The organism is Streptomyces sp. SPB074 (assembly GCF_000154905.1).
GTDB lineage: Bacteria > Actinomycetota > Actinomycetes > Streptomycetales > Streptomycetaceae > Streptomyces.
The window spans coordinates 1,979,343-1,995,328 of sequence record NZ_GG770539.1 but is presented as its reverse complement, the minus strand read 5'-3'; the positions used below and the strand labels follow the sequence as shown (position 1 = coordinate 1,995,328).

The 15,986-nt window shown below is 67.9% G+C and carries 17 protein-coding genes and 2 pseudogenes; 9 read left to right on the top strand and 10 right to left on the bottom strand.

What is annotated here, in order from left to right:
- Window positions 1-326 precede the first annotated feature (326 nt).
- Both SSBG_RS07955 and SSBG_RS07950 read right to left on the bottom strand, forming a co-directional pair.
- Window positions 327-1,139, bottom strand: a complete 813-nt coding sequence (locus SSBG_RS07955) for a 1-aminocyclopropane-1-carboxylate deaminase/D-cysteine desulfhydrase (protein WP_234010416.1) — start codon at window positions 1,137-1,139, stop codon at window positions 327-329.
- Between the two features lie 195 nt (window positions 1,140-1,334).
- The gene (locus SSBG_RS07950) at window positions 1,335-1,709 is read right to left on the bottom strand and encodes a hypothetical protein (protein WP_234010414.1); all 375 of its coding nucleotides are present in this window, start codon (window positions 1,707-1,709) and stop codon (window positions 1,335-1,337) included.
- Between the two features lie 78 nt (window positions 1,710-1,787).
- Here SSBG_RS07950 and SSBG_RS36065 point away from each other — a divergent pair, with 78 nt between their 5' ends.
- The gene (locus SSBG_RS36065; protein WP_078491247.1) at window positions 1,788-2,267 is read left to right on the top strand and encodes a helix-turn-helix domain-containing protein; all 480 of its coding nucleotides are present in this window, start codon (window positions 1,788-1,790) and stop codon (window positions 2,265-2,267) included.
- 99 nt (window positions 2,268-2,366) lie between these two features.
- Here the strand turns inward: SSBG_RS36065 and SSBG_RS07945 are convergent, their stop codons facing one another.
- Entirely contained in the window at window positions 2,367-3,743 is a 1,377-nt protein-coding gene (locus SSBG_RS07945) for an IS1380-like element ISStsp3 family transposase (RefSeq protein WP_008745676.1), read from the bottom strand.
- Between the two features lie 1,123 nt (window positions 3,744-4,866).
- A protein-coding gene (locus SSBG_RS32085; protein WP_106429314.1) for an IS5 family transposase occupies window positions 4,867-5,675 on the bottom strand; the annotation gives its coding sequence in 2 pieces (ribosomal slippage) (window positions 4,867-5,327 and window positions 5,327-5,675; 810 coding nt in all).
- Between the two features lie 76 nt (window positions 5,676-5,751).
- On the opposite strand from SSBG_RS32085, the gene SSBG_RS30160 reads away from it, so the two are divergent.
- The 3 genes from SSBG_RS30160 to SSBG_RS33120 all read left to right on the top strand — a co-directional run bounded on the left by SSBG_RS30160 (window position 5,752) and on the right by SSBG_RS33120 (window position 7,878).
- The gene (locus tag SSBG_RS30160; RefSeq protein ID WP_050776738.1) at window positions 5,752-6,219 is read left to right on the top strand and encodes a lactococcin 972 family bacteriocin; all 468 of its coding nucleotides are present in this window, start codon (window positions 5,752-5,754) and stop codon (window positions 6,217-6,219) included.
- Between the two features lie 58 nt (window positions 6,220-6,277).
- A complete protein-coding gene (locus tag SSBG_RS07920) occupies window positions 6,278-7,048 on the top strand; it encodes an IS5-like element ISStsp8 family transposase (RefSeq protein WP_008745672.1) in 771 nt (256 codons plus the stop codon).
- A gap of 197 nt (window positions 7,049-7,245) precedes the next feature.
- The gene (locus SSBG_RS33120) at window positions 7,246-7,878 is read left to right on the top strand and encodes a hypothetical protein (protein ID WP_158677753.1); all 633 of its coding nucleotides are present in this window, start codon (window positions 7,246-7,248) and stop codon (window positions 7,876-7,878) included.
- A 219-nt stretch (window positions 7,879-8,097) separates the two neighbouring features.
- On the opposite strand, the gene SSBG_RS33115 is transcribed toward SSBG_RS33120, so the two are convergent.
- Window positions 8,098-8,703, bottom strand: coding sequence for a hypothetical protein (locus SSBG_RS33115; protein WP_008745671.1), 606 nt, complete (start codon window positions 8,701-8,703; stop codon window positions 8,098-8,100).
- Between the two features lie 67 nt (window positions 8,704-8,770).
- Between SSBG_RS33115 and SSBG_RS07915 the strand changes: the two genes are divergently transcribed.
- Window positions 8,771-9,541, top strand: a complete 771-nt coding sequence (locus SSBG_RS07915) for an IS5-like element ISStsp8 family transposase (RefSeq protein WP_008745670.1) — start codon at window positions 8,771-8,773, stop codon at window positions 9,539-9,541.
- 51 nt (window positions 9,542-9,592) lie between these two features.
- On the opposite strand, the gene SSBG_RS30815 is transcribed toward SSBG_RS07915, so the two are convergent.
- The 3 genes and pseudogenes from SSBG_RS30815 to SSBG_RS07905 all read right to left on the bottom strand — a co-directional run bounded on the left by SSBG_RS30815 (window position 9,593) and on the right by SSBG_RS07905 (window position 11,375).
- On the bottom strand, window positions 9,593-10,612 hold the full coding sequence (locus SSBG_RS30815; protein ID WP_008745669.1) for a recombinase family protein: 1,020 nt from the start codon (window positions 10,610-10,612) through the stop codon (window positions 9,593-9,595).
- 80 nt (window positions 10,613-10,692) lie between these two features.
- Window positions 10,693-10,878 (bottom strand): annotated as a pseudogene (locus SSBG_RS07910) (1-aminocyclopropane-1-carboxylate deaminase); the annotation flags it as partial.
- A 263-nt stretch (window positions 10,879-11,141) separates the two neighbouring features.
- Complete coding sequence (locus tag SSBG_RS07905) at window positions 11,142-11,375, bottom strand: hypothetical protein (RefSeq protein WP_008745667.1); 234 nt, start codon at window positions 11,373-11,375, stop codon at window positions 11,142-11,144.
- A gap of 470 nt (window positions 11,376-11,845) precedes the next feature.
- On the opposite strand from SSBG_RS07905, the gene SSBG_RS07900 reads away from it, so the two are divergent.
- Together SSBG_RS07900 and SSBG_RS07895 are read left to right on the top strand one after the other, a co-directional pair.
- The gene (locus tag SSBG_RS07900; RefSeq protein WP_234010411.1) at window positions 11,846-12,814 is read left to right on the top strand and encodes a DUF1648 domain-containing protein; all 969 of its coding nucleotides are present in this window, start codon (window positions 11,846-11,848) and stop codon (window positions 12,812-12,814) included.
- On the top strand, window positions 12,814-13,194 hold the full coding sequence (locus tag SSBG_RS07895) for a GntR family transcriptional regulator (protein ID WP_008745664.1): 381 nt from the start codon (window positions 12,814-12,816) through the stop codon (window positions 13,192-13,194). Before SSBG_RS07900 ends, SSBG_RS07895 begins: the two co-directional genes overlap by 1 nt.
- A gap of 162 nt (window positions 13,195-13,356) precedes the next feature.
- Here SSBG_RS07895 and sodN read toward each other — a convergent pair whose 3' ends face one another.
- Window positions 13,357-13,752 (bottom strand): superoxide dismutase, Ni, encoded by a 396-nt coding sequence (gene sodN / locus SSBG_RS07890; RefSeq protein WP_008745663.1) that lies wholly within the window; start codon window positions 13,750-13,752, stop codon window positions 13,357-13,359.
- A 166-nt stretch (window positions 13,753-13,918) separates the two neighbouring features.
- Here sodN and sodX point away from each other — a divergent pair.
- A pseudogene (gene sodX / locus SSBG_RS34365) lies at window positions 13,919-14,254 on the top strand (nickel-type superoxide dismutase maturation protease); the annotation flags it as partial.
- 116 nt (window positions 14,255-14,370) lie between these two features.
- On the opposite strand, the gene SSBG_RS07885 reads toward sodX, so the two are convergent.
- The gene (locus tag SSBG_RS07885) at window positions 14,371-15,015 is read right to left on the bottom strand and encodes a CGNR zinc finger domain-containing protein (RefSeq protein WP_008745661.1); all 645 of its coding nucleotides are present in this window, start codon (window positions 15,013-15,015) and stop codon (window positions 14,371-14,373) included.
- 116 nt (window positions 15,016-15,131) lie between these two features.
- Here SSBG_RS07885 and SSBG_RS07880 point away from each other — a divergent pair, with 116 nt between their 5' ends.
- Window positions 15,132-15,893 carry a class I SAM-dependent methyltransferase gene (locus tag SSBG_RS07880; protein ID WP_037871228.1) on the top strand — a complete coding sequence of 254 codons (762 nt, stop codon included), beginning with the start codon at window positions 15,132-15,134 and terminating at the stop codon, window positions 15,891-15,893.
- Window positions 15,894-15,986 lie beyond the last annotated feature (93 nt).

Genomic DNA, 15,986 nt, shown 5'->3' with positions numbered 1-15,986 from the left:
GGCGCTGCGGCGCTGGGGCGCTGGGGTGGTGGTGAGTTGCGCGCGGTGTGCCGGTCTTGGCGCGCCACGGCTCGGCTCTGGGGACAGGTGGTGAGGCCCTGCCAGCGGGGCGCCGGTGTGGGCCGGGGCGTGGGCGGCGGTGCGGGCCCGGCCCGCCCTCCGGCCTCGGGACGCGGGCGGACGCCGCGTCCGCCCGTGGGCTCCGCCCCGTTCCGTTCGGTTCCGCCCCGTACGGCCCCCGGGGCCTCGCCGCTCCGTCCGGTCAGATGCCGTGTCCGACCGGCTCTCCGGCCCTCCGCTCCCTCCGGCCGACCGGCCCTCCGCGTTCAGCCGGTCGGCAGTCCCGAGCTGAGTCCCGGGCCCGGGACTCCCGTGATGACGGCGGCCACGCGGGTGCCCGGGGGGAAGGCGCCTTCTTCGGCGAGGCACGTGAGGGCGTACAGGAGCTTGGCGACGTACAGGCGCTCCACCGCGAGCCCGTGGCGGTCCTCGAAGCCCCTCGCGAAACGGTCGAGCGCGGCCGGCAGCCGGGCGTAGCCCCCGGCGTGGAAGCGGTCGTCCAGGGACCAGGAGCCCATGGCGGAGCCGAAGGCCGCGGTGTGCAGGGCGCGTATCTCGTCCGCGAGGAAGCCGCCCTTCACGACGGGGACGCCCAGCACGTGGCCTTCCGGCCCCAGCCCCGCCGTGAGACCCGCGAGGGTGCCTCCCGTACCGCAGGCCAGCGCCACCACGTCCGCCCGCCCCCGCAGCTCCCGGCCCAGTTCCGCGCAGCCCCGTACGGCCGCCGGACCGCTGCCGCCCTCCGGCACGAGGTACGGGGCGGTGACCCCGGCCTCGCGCAGCAGGGAGCGCGCGATCTCGGGCTCCCGCTTGCGCCGGTAGCGGGAGCGGTCCACGAAGTGGAGGCGCATCCCGTCCGTGCGGCAGCGCTCCAGCGCGGGGTTGAGCGGGCGCGCGGCGAGTTCGTCGCCCCGTACCAGCCCCACCGTGGGCACCCCGAGGAGCCGCCCGGCGGTCGCCGTGGCCCGCAGATGACTGGACCAGGCGCCGCCGAAGGTCACGAGGGTGCGCCCCGGCGTCAGCCCGGCGAGCACGGGGACGAGCTTGCGCCATTTGTTCCCGGATGACTGTACGCCCACTGGTTCAGGTTGCAAGGGGGCAGGTCGAAGCAAGCGACAGGGCCCCGACCGGCGGTCACCGATGGGGCCCTGGAGCGCGTGGAGTGGTTCAGTTCGGGTGGGCGAGTGCTACGCCCAGCACGAAGCCGCAGGACGCGGATACCGCGATGATCAGCAAAGGTCCAGCCATGCTCCAGATCATGCGGCGGAGCGCCGTCATGACCGCTCACCCGTGACGTGCTCCCCATGTTCGTCGGTCTCGCCCTCGCCGTTGCCGCCATCCGATGCGGGCGGGATTCCGAACCGCATCCCGCGACTTACGCCAACGCGGATGATGTCGCCAAGGGACTGCGTCAAAAGCTCCCCGATGACGCGTAGTTCGTGATCCGTCGCCTTACGGTCCTGGAGTACCGCCATGGCATGGCCCAGCAACTCGGCGCTCATGGCGAGCTTCACTTCTTCGATGCCGTCGGCCATCCGGGCCACCCAACTGCGCGTTTCCTCGGATACCAGGAAGCAGGGCTTTCCGTCCGACGTGTTCCACGGCAACAGCCTGGGGGCGTCTGAGTTGTCAGCGTCTGTCTTCGTCATGGCTCGATCCTGTGCGCCTTGTGACGGGGCGGCCAGCGGCCGGGTGTGGGCCAACTTGTAGGCCAGATGTAGGCCACAATGGCAGGTATGAATATCGGGGAACGCATTCGCGACCGGCGTCTACAACTCGGTTGGTCGCAGGAGCGATTGGCAAGAGAAGCGTGCCGAGTCGCAGGCGCGGGCCCAGAAAAGTTAGGGAGGCAGGAGATTTACAGGTACGAAACCGGACGGCGCACCCCACGGGATTGGCTCGCTCCCATAGCCCAAGCCCTGGGGCTGTCGGTCCAGGCGTTGAGTGGAGGCCAGCCCGATGCTGACAGCCTCTCGGGAATCTGGCACAGCCGTTACACCTACGAGAGCACGAAGCGGGGGCAGGTGACCCGGCACCACTACGTAGTGGTACGGCAGTTGGGCAACCGACTGCACGGCGAAAGCCTGCCCGGGTCCAACGACTCCCCGATCTTCCTGGACTTCACCAAGGATGGCCCGGCACTAACCTCGAAGTTTCGTGACGGGCCGCCGACGCAGTCGGTGGCCTGTTTTCGTGCCGTGAGCTGAGGCTGGGCAGGCCGAGGGCCCGAGTGCGTCTCGGGGTGGCGCCGGGTTCCACTGCTCCGGGTGGTGAAGAGCTGTCGTAGGGATGGGTGAATCCGCTGGTCAGCCGGGATTCGGCAGGAGTGCGAGCCGTTCGAGTGCGGCGGTGATGTGGCCGGTCCAGGGCCGGTGCCGGGCCAGGCGGAGGATCCGCCGACGGCCGGTGGTCACGAGCTGCCCGGCCGCGGTGAACAGGCGGAACCGCAGGCGGCGGGGCTCCCAGAGCCTGGCCTTGCCGGTGAGCGCGAGCATGGGCATCCAGGCCAGCAGGTCGAGGGCGATCTGGACGATCCGGAGCCAGACCTTGTTCTGGGCTGTGGTGTGGAGGGGCAGGTTGCGCAGGCCGGTGGCCCGGGCGGCCCGGATCCTGTCCTCCGCCCGGGCCCGTAGCCGGTGACGGAGCTCGAGTTCGGCGATCGGCCGACCGGTGGTGTTGGTCGCGAAGCACGTGATCCGCATGCCGTCCGCGTCCGTGATCCTCAACTGGGCGCCGGGGTGGGGCCGTTCCTTTCGGACGATCAGTCGCATGCCCTTGGGCCAGCCGTCCAGCAGCTTGCCGGTGAGCTCGGCGACCCAGGCCCCGTCACGGACCTCGCCATTGGTCTCGACGGCCGCCGTCCAGGCCGATGCGGGGGCCTTCAGCACATGCTCGTGGATCGCCTCGGTGACCGTCATTCCGACCGGGTAGGACAGCCATCGTCCTCGCCGGGCGAGCCAGGACACGAAGTCGTGGGTGCCGCCGGCGGAGTCCGTGCGGATCAGCGTCTGCCGCCCTCGCCGGTAACGCTTGGGCAGCTGGGCCAGGGCGAGCTGGGCGGTGGTGATGTGGTCGGCCGCTGTGTTCGAGCCCGCGTTGCCCGGCCTGAGGAGGGCGGCGACCGGCTCGCCGGTTCCGCCCGGGCCGTGGTCGACGAAGGCCGTCAGCGGATGGTGACCGTAGGTCTTCTTCCAGGTCGCGGCCGCGTCCTCCTTGTCGGAGTGCGCGATCACGAGGACGCCGTCAAGATCGACGACGACCTGCCCGCCGGTGTCCGGGGCGTTCTCACCGGCCAACGACCAGACACGGTCACGGACTTCGGAGCGTGCGGACCGGATGGCCTGCAAAGCTTTCTCGCCGGAGGCGGCGAGGGCGTCGATCAGGCGGGAGACGGTCGGGTCGGAGGCGACCGGACCGAAGGCGGCCGGCTCGGCCCGCAGCACGGCGACATCCGCGAGGCAGTCCCCGCCCAGTGCGACCGCCAGGGCGACATCCAGGAGGACCTTGCCAGGATCGTGGACGGCCCGCGGCTTGCGCCACGGCGCCAGAGCTGCCGATATGACCTGGTCAAGACCGGTTTTGCGGGCCGTTTCGACGAACAGGACCGTCCCGGCCTGGGAGACGACCTGGCGACCGTCGTCCTGGACGCGGACACGGGGATAGGACCCGATAGAGTGCTTCATCTGGGAAGTGCCTCCGGCGGTGGCAGGAACAAGGACCTCGACAATCCTCATTCTTGCTGGTCAGAGGCACTTTCTGCTTTCCTGACCGCCTGCCGGACAGCCCGCTTCATGAAAGCGCGAGGCTAACGGGCACCTGGACCGAGCGCACAGCCGCAGAGGCTTACTACAGAGGAGCCGTCTACCACGGGGCCTTGCAACTCCTCGTTGAGATGACCGGCCGGAGTATGGATGGCCTGTGGGTCGGGTTCGACAAGTCCTTTACCGTCAACAGCGGTCCTTGGTCCCTCACCTACGAGACCGCCGACACGTCCCGGCGGGCCCTCAGCCGCTTCAACCGGCCGCCCGCTGGGTGACCTCAGCCGGAAGCTCTCAACAGGGCCGTAGGGCTGCTCCCGTGCCAAGCGACATCCCTCGTCAACGTGCGTGCAGGATCTGGCGGGCGGGGGAGAACGCGGCCCGGAGAATCGGCGTAACTTTTCTCTACTTGCTCAAGGGCGCGCCTTCGGCGCGCCGGGCGGTCTTGCCGCCTCGGCCGGGCATGCGGCCTCCGGCCGGTCCCGTCCGGTCGGCAGCCGCCCGGCAAGCGGCACCCAGGCGCAAGAGCGCGTCTCCTGTCTTCTCCGCCAGCCCAGTACCTGACGTACGTGACGAAGAGCAGTCGTGGCTGGGGCGGACGGCCTACGAGTCTTGCCCTTCACCCTCTGCGGCAAATTCGCACAAGTGCGCCATTTCCGTCTTGGTGCGCCGTGCCGCACAAGTCCGGGTGGTCGCGGATACAGGGAACGGCAGGCCCATGCAGGGCTCGGTAGACCGTGAAGATCGGTTAGCACCTGCTCCTTCCGTACGCGATTGAATCCCTGGTGATTGTCTTGTTTTTATTGTCACCCTTGGAGCCCGAGATGGGGCAAATAATGCAATTGATGCCCGTATATCCGTGCACATATAGCCAAGGCATATTTCTCTTCGCTAGCGCCAATGTTGAAAAAGGTGCGAATGGTCTTATGGGGCCAGATTTCATTCTGGTGGCGGCGACTGTTGAGTGAAAGGCGTGTTTTTTAGACAACCTTTCAATGCGCTTGAAGACTGCTTGGTTCAGGATGCGGGATGTCTCTAAGAAGTCATCTCATTTGGTGAGTCTGCGGTAGCAGATGAGGGTGCAGGCGATGCTGGTGAAGGCGAGGAAGTGGTCGGCTTTGCGTTCGTAGCGTCGGTGGAGTCGTCGGCAGCCGGCGAGCCAGGACATGGTGCGTTCGATGGTCCAGCGGTGTCGGCCGAGCCGCTGCGAGGTCTCGACGCCTTTGCGGGCGATGCGATGCCGGATTCCGCGTCCGGACAGCCATTGCCGCAGGTGGCGGTAGTCGTATCCCTTGTCGGCGTGGAGCTTTCCGGGTCGGCGTCGACGGGGGCCCCGGCGGGAGCTGATAGGCGGTATGCCCTTCACGAGCGGGATAAGGGCTTGGCTGTCGTGGACGTTGGCACCGGAGATTGCGACGGATATGGGCAGACCGGTCCGCTCGGTGATCAGGTGGATCTTCGACCCGTACTTGCCCCGGTCGACAGGATTCGGACCTGTCAGGTCCCCCTTTTCAAGGCCCGCATGTTCACCGAGTCGATCGCGCACCGCGACCAGTCCAGCTCCCCGCGCGTACCGAGCTCGTCGAGGACCAGGCGGTGGAGCTTGGCCCACACCCTGGCCTTCGACCACTCCGAGAACCGCCGGTGGGCAGTCGCTCCGGACGGGCCGAACGACGCCGAAGGCAGCTGCTGCCAGGTACAACCCGACGTGGCCACGAAGACGATCGCGGCCAGCACTTCCCGGTCACCGTGCCGACGCCGACCACCACCCTGCGGCCGCGACGGCGCCTCAGGCACCACCCGCTGGACCAACTGCCACAATTCGTCCGGCACCAGCCGCTCAACAAGCCCCACCATGACTCATAGACTACCGAGTCACCCAAATGAGATGGCTTCTAAGGAAAATTCACGGCGAACTCGCAGGAGTTGGAAAATGCGCAGCAGAATGTTGGCGGTCGGCGCGGTCTCTGTGATGGCGGTCTTCGGCGGATTCAGCATGACTGGTTCCGCAGTTGCGACCGAGCAGAACAGCCCGCAGATCTTCACGGCTACCTACACCGACTCGGATGGGGTCGAGCCGCCAGCCATCTTGCTTGGGCCCAACGGCGAAAAGCCCACTGAGTGGGGGGTCGCTGTAATTCCGGCAGATGTGACTGGCCCGATCATCTCGCCCATGACGACGAAGAGCGTCGGCGGCGGAACCTGGAGCTACGAAGTCGGCACGGACGGCATTAACAAGGCGTGTTCATCCAAGTACATCCACCCCAGCAAGAAGCACTCGGCGACCGCCGTTATCGGGAGTAAGGCCGATAAGGTGATCAAGGAGAAGGACATCTGGGCGAACGCATACGCGACAGCCGGACTCAAGTTCACCTGCGAGACGTACTGGGGCGTCTACTGACCCCTCCTCCGCTAAGGGCTGTCCCGTAACTGCTGGTCACGGATGAGATGATCATGGCGTGGCTGGTGTGATCACGGCGGCGGAGCCGTCCTGGACAGCCCCGTTCACCGGGCTGAGCCCGCGGCAGTTCGGGAAGCTGGTGACGGTTCTCAGGTGTGAGGGCGCGGACGCCGTCCGCAAGGGCCGGCCGTGGAGCCTTTCGCTGGAGGACCGGGCCCTGCTGGTCGCGGCCTACTGGCGCACGAATCTGACCATGCGACAGCTCGCCCCGTTGTTTGGGGTGTCCAAGTCGGCGGCGGACCGGATCATCGACCACCTCGGACCGATGCTCGCTCTCCAGCCCCGCAAGCGGTTCTCCAGGGACACCGTGCTGATCGTGGACGGCACCCTGGTCCCGACCCGGGATCACACGATCGCCGAACGGTCGAAGAACTATCGCTGCTCCACCAACCACCAGGTCGTCATCGACGCCGACACCCGCCTGGCCGTCGTGGTCGGCCGGCCGCTCGCCGGGAACCGCAACGACCGCGAAGCATGGGAGGAATCCGGCGCCAAGGCCGCCGTCGGCAAGACCCTCACGATCGCCGACGGCGGCTGCCCCGGTACCGGACTCGTCATCCCTCACCGGCGCGAGCGCGGCCAGACCGAACTTCCGGACTGGAAAGAGGAACACGACAAGTCCCACAAGCAGGTCCGCGCCCGCGTCGAGCATGTCTTCGCCCGCATGAAGACCTGGAAGATCCTCCGCGACTGCCGCCTCAAAGGAGACGGAGTCCACCACGCCATGCTCGGAATCGCCCGGACGCACAACCTCACCCTCGCCGGATAGGGCAGCGGGCCGCACAGCGATCAACCACGCCCGAGGCGACTCGGAGATCATTTACGGGACAGCCCTTAGTCTTGTTTTAGGCGTTGGCGTGACCCATAGTATTCGGTGGGTGACGCCAACGCTTCTCCTGTGCTCGTGTTCGTGAAGCGTAACGACGCCGGGTATGCACTGTGCGTAATGTCGGTTTTATCGTAAGGGTGAACTTTTTGTTTGTCACATACCGTTTCTTGTGGATTGCTCTTTTGGCTTCCGCAGTAGGTGTGCTTGGCCCTGTTCTCAGTGAAGTGCATAACCCGGCTATACATGTGGCACATGTCGTATTGAGTGCCGGTTGGTTCTATGCCGCGCTGGCGTATTTTTCAGGCGTTGGGGCGAGTGGCCGATTGCGCGCGGCCGTGACTGGCACTGGCGCTCTTGTTGTGGCTGTTATTGCTTATTACGTCACTAAGGCGGCCCAGGGAACCTTCACTAACGCAGACCTAAGTGATCACACGGGCAACACAACCTATTTTTCGTGGGACAACTTCCTTTCGAAAATTCTCATTTGGGTTTGCCTTTCTTTGTTGCTTGGTACGCTATTGGGGGTTGCAGGTGCTTCCGCCTGGAATGCGCGATCGGGGGTTATTTGGCGTTTGGTTATTCCGTGTATTGCACTGGCTGAAACGGTCATGCGTTTGCAAGTCAGATCTCCGTCGGTGGAAACTGTTAACGTGTATACGTGGTATGTAGTGTTGGGTATCTCGATAGTGGCGGCCATTGGGGTTGTTGTTCATTGGGCGCTGCATCTTCGTCGAAAAGATGGAGGCGTCTTCTCGCGCTCGGAAGCGTGAATGCGGGAACCGTAAGTAGGTTGGTGTATTCATTTGCAACCCCCTGCTCTCACGATCTTCATAAGAGCAGGGGGCGGAATGGGCTATTGCGGGCAGCTCCAAAGCCTGCCCGATTCGCTGGCGAGCGTAAGGCCCCCTGTTCACTCGCCCCATGGCAGCTCCAGCCCAAAGTCTCTGCGGCCGGCCGCGTGCCCGAAGTGCGGATCAGGGGGCTAACGTCTAAGCCGCCAAGTTCAGACTGACTTGGTCCTCTTCGAATAGGACTAGCCCCCTAATACGCTCCGAATCTCGGCGCAAAGGTTGCTGACTCTCGCCAACCCAGTGAAAGCAGCAGTCTGTCAGTAGGTGTATCCAGTTCCTTTTGCAACCCTGCCCCCTTGGGGGAAGGACGGTAACGGAGTGGAGCACGACCCGCAGCAGCATCCGGGCAGTTTGCAGATCAGCGGAAAGCCAGGCGGAGCGTAGACGTTCCGCATCCTTAAGCATGGTGAGGTCCACCGCTGCTTGAATTGCTGACAACGCGTCTTCGGAGGAGTGCAACTGCTGCTCGATGGCGTCTCGCATCCTGGAGTAGCGATCTTCCCCGGCGCTTCCCTTAAAGCGGCCTTCCACGTAATAGGCGTTGTCCAGTTTCTCCAGACGCGACCGAGCATCCGTCAGGCCGGTGACGAGTTCGATTCGTCGTGCCTCGGTTTCGGGTTCATCGTAAGCCAACCAGCGGTTGGCCAATTCCTTAAAGGTCTCGTGTTCGCTTTTAAATGAGCGTACGCGTGCCATGAAGGCCGCAGATATGGCGCGGTCCAGGTCCCGAACGAGTACGGTCATTCCCTGGCAAGCCGATTTACCTAAGGGCTGTCCCGTAACTGCTGGTCACGGATGAGATGATCATGGCGTGGCTGGTGTGATCACGGCGGCGGAGCCGTCCTGGACAGCCCCGTTCACCGGGCTGAGCCCGCGGCAGTTCGGGAAGCTGGTGACGGTTCTCAGGTGTGAGGGCGCGGACGCCGTCCGCAAGGGCCGGCCGTGGAGCCTTTCGCTGGAGGACCGGGCCCTGCTGGTCGCGGCCTACTGGCGCACGAATCTGACCATGCGACAGCTCGCCCCGTTGTTTGGGGTGTCCAAGTCGGCGGCGGACCGGATCATCGACCACCTCGGACCGATGCTCGCTCTCCAGCCCCGCAAGCGGTTCTCCAGGGACACCGTGCTGATCGTGGACGGCACCCTGGTCCCGACCCGGGATCACACGATCGCCGAACGGTCGAAGAACTATCGCTGCTCCACCAACCACCAGGTCGTCATCGACGCCGACACCCGCCTGGCCGTCGTGGTCGGCCGGCCGCTCGCCGGGAACCGCAACGACCGCGAAGCATGGGAGGAATCCGGCGCCAAGGCCGCCGTCGGCAAGACCCTCACGATCGCCGACGGCGGCTGCCCCGGTACCGGACTCGTCATCCCTCACCGGCGCGAGCGCGGCCAGACCGAACTTCCGGACTGGAAAGAGGAACACAACAAGTCCCACAAGCAGGTCCGCGCCCGCGTCGAGCATGTCTTCGCCCGCATGAAGACCTGGAAGATCCTCCGCGACTGCCGCCTCAAAGGAGACGGAGTCCACCACGCCATGCTCGGAATCGCCCGGACGCACAACCTCACCCTCGCCGGATAGGGCAGCGGGCCGCACAGCGATCAACCACGCCCGAGGCGACTCGGAGATCATTTACGGGACAGCCCTTAGTTGAACTCGCCGGTAGCAACGGTAAGCCTGTCCCGCCTTGACCATGTTCCCCCCGCACCGGCCGCACTTGGCGAAACTGGACAGGAGCGATTGAGCCCCGGGCTTCCCTCGGCGTGCATTTCCCAGGATTTCTGTCGTACGAGAGCGTAGACCGGAGAGAATCCGCGCTCGCTCGCCAACCGTTATGACCCCCTTGCCGACACGGACCGTTTTTCCATCCCCTCCCACGAACGGCTCATCGGTAAGGCGCCAGCGCTCCCGCCCTGCCTTGTCTACGTATTGTTCGTGCACCGGCATGAGGCCCGCCCACGCGGGGGAGTGCGCCAACTGTGTGATCGTGGACCCTCGCCACATCCCGCCGCGTCGCGTTCGCAGCCCGTCTGAATTCAGTTCAGCGGCGATGGCCTGTGCCGACCGATCCTGTAACAAGGCGTCAGCGATGCGGCGCGCAACGGAGAATTCCTTCGGGTTGTGTTCGGTCTTTCTGTTGCGTGCGCGCAGCCCATACGGCGGTTGGCCGCCCGGCCAAGCTCCGGTGGCCTTCTTTTCTGCCTTCGTACTACGCACGCGAACAGAAGTATTGTAAGACTCGGAACGCGCCTGCTCCGCCAGCCAAGCAAACAATCCACGGTGCTGTGGAATGCTGCTGTCCAAGCCGTCCATATGAGCGATGAGGCGAGCGCCCCGCTTCCCGAACTCGTTTAGTACATTGCCGACCTGGCCCATCCCTTGACGGCTGAGCCGGTCGAGCTTCCATACCAACAGGTGTCGCACTTGGTCGGTCGTCACGGCCGCAATCGCGTTATCGAACTCGTTCCGCACAAGCCCGACCTTGAAAGCGGATATCTCCTCGACCCAAACTTTGCGAACGATTAGCCCTTCTCGACCTGCCCGGTCTCGAAGATCCCGCTCGTGCTTCTTGAGGGTCGTCTTGTCGTCCTGCCAGTTGCTCCGCCGCAGGTACAGATCGCACAGCTTGGCGGGGTCTGTGGTCGCATCCATGGTGAGAACCACCTTCAGTGAAGGTGTGGGCGACCGTCCAGCCAATTAATCCCTGGTCAGCGGCCACCTACACCAGTCGGCCTGTTCTCAGAAATCTCCGGGTGCACCAGATCGTCCCGCTTCAAGAGGAGACGCACTCCGCGACGGGCGAAGGCCGCCTCCTCGATCTCCCGCAGGGGAGAGGGCAGAGCGGGGGAGCCCAGCTGCTCGACGAGCGAGGCGGGCACCTCCGGCTGCGAGGCACCGGGGAATACAGCGGACGGCATCCGCCCATTGTCGTACCCGAATCGCTCGCGCGTACGGACGGGCCGCACGCGGCCTCGATGGGACCGGGCGCGGCTCTGCGGGGGCCCTCCGGGACGGCGACACCCGCCCCGGCGTGGCGGGTGCCCCGGTTCAGGGGACACCCTTCGGCCCGGCGGGCCCCCTTCCGGCTCGACTCCGGCTCGACGTGGCCCGCCCGCCCCGGCCCGGTGGGCGCCCGTCCAGCCGACCACGGCGCCGCCAGGCTCGGCGGCGCCTGCCCGGCTCAGCGGGGCAGGAAACCGTCGCCGTGCGTCACGATGTGGGCCTCCAGGGCCTCCAGCGCGCGCTGGGTGGCCGCCGGGTCACCGCTGCCCCGGCGCTCCGCGTAGTACGCCGCGCCGAGCTTCTTCAGCAGCTCGCCCCCCGTCCGCTGGGTCTGCACGTCGTCGTACTCCTGCTTGCCCTGCGCCAGGCCACGCTGCGCCTGTTCCTTCGCCCGGTTGAGAAAACCCGCCATGGGAAAGATCCCCCTCCTGATCCCGTGCGCCCCGCCCGTGACGCGCCCGCCGGATGAATCCTGCGGGTTCGCGCCATCTGTCCGCGAGTGCGCGGTGTGTCTCTGTGTGTGCTCGTGTGTGCTCGTATGTCCGGTCCAATGGCCGTCGGGCGGGGTGAGTTCCCGGCTCGGCAAAAGATCCGTGCGGGATGCGGAGGGTGGTGTTCCGCATCCCGCGAAAGTTTTCTCCTCCACAAGGATTCGAGAGTTTCCCCGGCGGGCGGCCCCTCCATAGTTGTTCGCATAGATTGCGAACAACTCGCGCGGATCGTGGGTGCGCAGGGTGCCCGCACGCGGCGCGAGAGGAGTCGGGGATGAACGACGGGGGACGCGGGGTCAAGAGGCCGGGCCGGGGCGGGAGGGGCGGCTCGCCGCCCCCGGGCGCGGGCCGTGGCCCGGGGACCGGACGCGGCGGCGCCCGGTGGCCGGGCATGTTGTTCGAAGCGGCGCCGTTCGCCGTCGGGCTCGCCGTGACCATCGCCTTCTACCTGCGCACGCGAGGAGAGCTGGGAGACCGCATCGCGACCCACTTCTCGGGCGGCGGTACGGCCGACGACTGGGGTGCCACGAGCAGCTATCCGTGGCTGTGCCTCGCCCTCTTCGGCGGTCTCGCCCTTCTCTTCGGCCTGGGCGCGGGGCTTCCGGGGATGAGCGGCGGCGCGCGGACGACGTGGACGGTGACGGGGTGGGGGACCGCCGGGCTGCTCGCCTGGCTGCTGAGCGCGGTGCTCCTCGTCAACGCGGACGCGAGCGCTGACGGGACGGAAGCCCGCCTGCCCTGGGCGCAGTTGCTGGCGGGGCTGGCGGCCGGGCTCCTCGCGGCCGGGGCGGGGACGCTCCTGCGCCGCCTGCTGCCCGCCGGCGCGCGCGGGCCGGAGCCGGAACCGCCGCAGGGCGCCGTGGAGCGGCTGCCGCTGCGCCCGGGGGAGCGGGCCGGCTGGTCGGCCTACAACACCTCGGTGGCGTTCGTCGGGATCGGCGGAGTGACGTTCCTGGCGGGCGGGGGGCTGCTCGCCGCCGGACTCGTGGGGGCCGGAGCCTCGCTGCTGCTCGCGGGGCTGCTGGTCGTGGCGCTGAGCGCCGTGCGTGTCACGGTCGACCGGCACGGCCTCACGGTCACCGCCGGCCGGCTGCCCTGGCCCCGTACCCGCATCGCCCTCGACCAGGTCAGCGCGGCCCGCGCCCAGGAGGTGCGCGCGCTGGACTGGGGTGGTTGGGGGTACCGGGTCAGCGCCCGGGGCACGGGCGTCATCCTCCGCTCGGGCGAGGCCCTGGTGGTGCGCAAGGAGGACGGGCGGGACTTCGCCGTCACGACGCGCGACGCCCGTACGGCAGCCGCGCTGCTCAACACCCTCGCGGAGCGCGGCAGCGGCTCCTCCCCACGACCAGGCGGCGGCTGATGCTCTTCCGCACCGATCCCTCGTCACCCGTCCCGCTCGGGGAGCAGATCGCGGCCTCGGTCCGCGCGGCCCTCGCGGAAGGCGCCCTGACGGCGGGCGAACGCCTCCCGGCGGCGCGGACGCTCGCCGACTCGCTCGACGTCAACGTGCACACCGTCCTCCGGGGCTACCAACGGCTGCGGGACGAAGGACTCATCGAGCTGCGCAGGGGCCGCGGAGCCGTCGTGGTCGAGATGGAGGGCGCCCGCTTCCGCGCCGGCCTCCTCACCCGCGTCGCCGAACTCGCCTCCGAGGCCCGGCGCCTCGGCGTCACGGAGGAAGAACTCCTCGGCCTGGTCCGCCTGGCCCTCGGCAACTCCTCACCCTCACTGGAAGCCTGACCCCGGCCCTCCCCGGCGACCCACGCGCACACCGGAGAGCCACCCAAAAAACCGCACCCGGCCCCCCGCGGCCACAAGGGCCGTACGGGACCAGGTGCGGACTCCGCCCCCCGTGGTCCGCCGCCGGGCGGGCCGGAGGAGGCAGGGACGACCGAGCGTGACTCAGGCCTTCTTGGTCTCCCAGAAGATCTTGTCGATCTGGGCGATCAGGTCGAGCGCCTTCTGGCCGGTGGCCGGGTCGTTCGAGCCCTTGGCGGCCGAGAGGGCCTTGAGGGTGTCGTTGACGAGCTGGTGCAGCTCCGGGTACTTCTCGAAGTGCGGGGCCTTGAAGTAGTCGCTCCACAGGACCGAGACGTGGTGCTTGGCCAGCTCGGCGCGCTGCTCCTTGATGATGATGCAGCGCGTGCGGTAGTCGGCGTCCTCGTTGGCCTGGTACTTCTCCTGGACGGCCTTGACCGATTCGGCCTCGATCCTGGCCTGCGCCGGGTCGTAGACGCCGCAGGGCAGGTCGCAGTGAGCGCTGACCGTGACCTTGGGGGCAAACAGGCGGGAGAGCATGAAGCTGTCCTTCCTCGTGATCGTCTTCTCAGGTGGGACATTACTCCGTGGGGACCCGGTTTTCTCGGGTGCCCCCGGGGGCCTGGGCCAAAAGTCCGGGGTGAGACTGGGAGCCGGCCGGTCCGCAGGACGGTGCCGGACGGGCACGAGAGTGGGAGGTTGGGCGATGTCGGAGGCGGAAGGGCGCGTGCGCATAGGGGAATCGAGGATTCCGCTCGGCGTCGCCGAGGTGCGGGGACCCTCGATGCTGCCCACGCTGCGTCACGGGGACCGCTTGCTCGTCCGCTACGGCGCTCGGGTCAGGCCGGGTGACGTGGTGGTGCTGCGGCACCCCTTCCAGCAGGACCTGCTCATCGTCAAGCGGGCCGCCGAGCGCAGGGGCGCGGGCTGGTGGGTCCTCGCCGACAACCCCTGGGCCGGCGGCGACAGCAACGACTACGGCGTCGTGCCGCGCGAACTGGTGCTGGGGCGGGTGCTCGGGCGGTACCGGCCGCGCGCGCCGGAGAACGAGGAACGGCTCGTCGCGGCGGCGGCCGGCGGTGGGGACGGCGCGGGCGGTACGGGAGCGGGGGCGGCGGACGGCCGTACGGGGGATTCCGGCCGGGAGGGGGCGGCCGGTCAGGATTCCTCGGGGCGGTTCGCGACCGCCGTGTCCCTCGTGCGCTGGGGGCTCGGTTCCGTGCGAGCCGTCTCCGGGTCGGCGGCGGCGCGGCGTTTGCGGGCGCGGTAGGCGGCGACGTTGGCGCGGGTGGCGCAGCGGTCGGTGCAGTAGCGGCGGGAGCGGTTGGTGGAGGTGTCCAGGTAGGCGTTGCGGCAGGGTTCGGCCTCGCAGATGCCGAGGCGGTCGACGCCGTACTCGGTGAGGTGGAAGGCGAGGCCCATCGCGGCGATGGCCGCGTATCCGGCGCTCGCGTTCGACGGGTGCTCCGCGAGGTGCATGTGCCAGCGGGGGCGGCCCGAGGCGTCGAGGTACTCGTGGCCCGAGATCTGCGGTGAGACGGGGTATTCGAGGAGCAGCGCGTTGAGCAGGTGCACCGCCTCGTGCTCCTCGCCGCCGTCGGCCGCCTCGAAGATCGCGCGCAGCCGGGCACGCACCCCGCGGAAGCGGGTCACGTCCGCCTCGCTCGCGCGCCGGGCCGCCTGCGTGTCCGCGCCGATGAGCGTGCGCACCGCGTCGACCGAGGTCAGGGTGTCCTTGCGGCGTCCGGGTTCCTCGGTGTTCACGAGCCGTACGGCGTAGTCCGAGTAATAGGCCAGTTCCACTTGTTGTCCTTACAGGGGCGGACTAGGGTGCGCATGTCGACCGGCCGTAATGGTCGGACATGTGTAGAGAGTATTACTTTTTGTGGGTGTCCCGCGCGGACGAGGTGGAGGCGGAGATGGCCACGGGCAGCGACGGCACCGACTTCGGGGCCTGGCAGGAGAGCTGGGACCGGCAGCAGGAGTGGTACATGCCGGACCGTGAGGAGCGGTTCCGCGTCATGCTCGACATGACCGAGGCACTCGTCGGGACCGCGCCGCGCGTGCTCGACCTGGCCTGCGGTACGGGAAGTATCACGGACCGGGTGCTGCGCCGGTTCCCCGAGGCGCGCTCGACGGCCGTCGACCGCGATCCCGCGCTGCTCGCCCTGGCGCGCGGCACGTTCGCCGGTGACGCGCGCGTCGACATCGTGGACGCCGACCTGACGGCGCCCGGCTGGCGCGAGGCGCTGCCGCACGCCACGTACGACGTCGTCCTGACCGCGACGGCGCTGCACTGGATGCCGACGGACGCCCTGCGCACGCTGTACGGGGACCTCGCGCCGCTCGTGCGCGAGGGCGGCGCCTTCATGAACGCGGACCACATGCCCGACCCCGCGACGCCCCGCCTCAACGCCGCCGAGCGGGCGCTGCGCCATGCCGTGATGGACGGGGCGCGTGCGGCGGGGGCGCAGGACTGGGACGCGTGGTGGGCGGCGCTCGCCGAGGAACCGGCGCTCGCGGAGCCGGTGGCCGCCCGCATGAAGCTCTTCGGCGCGCACTCCGAGGGCGAGACGCAATCGCCCGCCTGGCACGCGGCGACCCTCCGCGAGGCGGGCTTCGCGGAGGCCCGCACGGTGTGGGCCTCACCCTCCGACGCGCTGGTGCTCGGACTGCGCTGAGCGCGGCGGACGGAGGCGGGGGGAGGTCCGGAAGAGGCGGGGGCGGACACCACCGCAGGCGCGGAGCGCGGCGTCCGGCGCCCCGCGCCGCCC

Bases quoted from the DNA above. Each gene is read 5' to 3' on its own strand.
- SSBG_RS33115 (WP_008745671.1), bottom strand. From the start codon at position 8,703: ATGACCGTACTCGTTCGGGACCTGGACCGCGCCATATCTGCGGCCTTC.
- SSBG_RS07895 (WP_008745664.1), top strand. From the start codon at position 12,814: ATGCTCTTCCGCACCGATCCCTCGTCACCCGTCCCGCTCGGGGAGCAG.
- SSBG_RS07880 (WP_037871228.1), top strand. From the start codon at position 15,132: ATGGCCACGGGCAGCGACGGCACCGACTTCGGGGCCTGGCAGGAGAGC.
- SSBG_RS30160 (WP_050776738.1), top strand. From the start codon at position 5,752: ATGCGCAGCAGAATGTTGGCGGTCGGCGCGGTCTCTGTGATGGCGGTC.
- SSBG_RS36065 (WP_078491247.1), top strand. From the start codon at position 1,788: ATGGCAGGTATGAATATCGGGGAACGCATTCGCGACCGGCGTCTACAA.
- sodN (WP_008745663.1), bottom strand. From the start codon at position 13,752: ATGCTCTCCCGCCTGTTTGCCCCCAAGGTCACGGTCAGCGCTCACTGC.
- SSBG_RS30815 (WP_008745669.1), bottom strand. From the start codon at position 10,612: ATGGATGCGACCACAGACCCCGCCAAGCTGTGCGATCTGTACCTGCGG.
- SSBG_RS07900 (WP_234010411.1), top strand. From the start codon at position 11,846: ATGTTGTTCGAAGCGGCGCCGTTCGCCGTCGGGCTCGCCGTGACCATC.
- SSBG_RS07945 (WP_008745676.1), bottom strand. From the start codon at position 3,743: ATGAAGCACTCTATCGGGTCCTATCCCCGTGTCCGCGTCCAGGACGAC.
- SSBG_RS07905 (WP_008745667.1), bottom strand. From the start codon at position 11,375: ATGGCGGGTTTTCTCAACCGGGCGAAGGAACAGGCGCAGCGTGGCCTG.
- SSBG_RS07950 (WP_234010414.1), bottom strand. From the start codon at position 1,709: ATGACGAAGACAGACGCTGACAACTCAGACGCCCCCAGGCTGTTGCCG.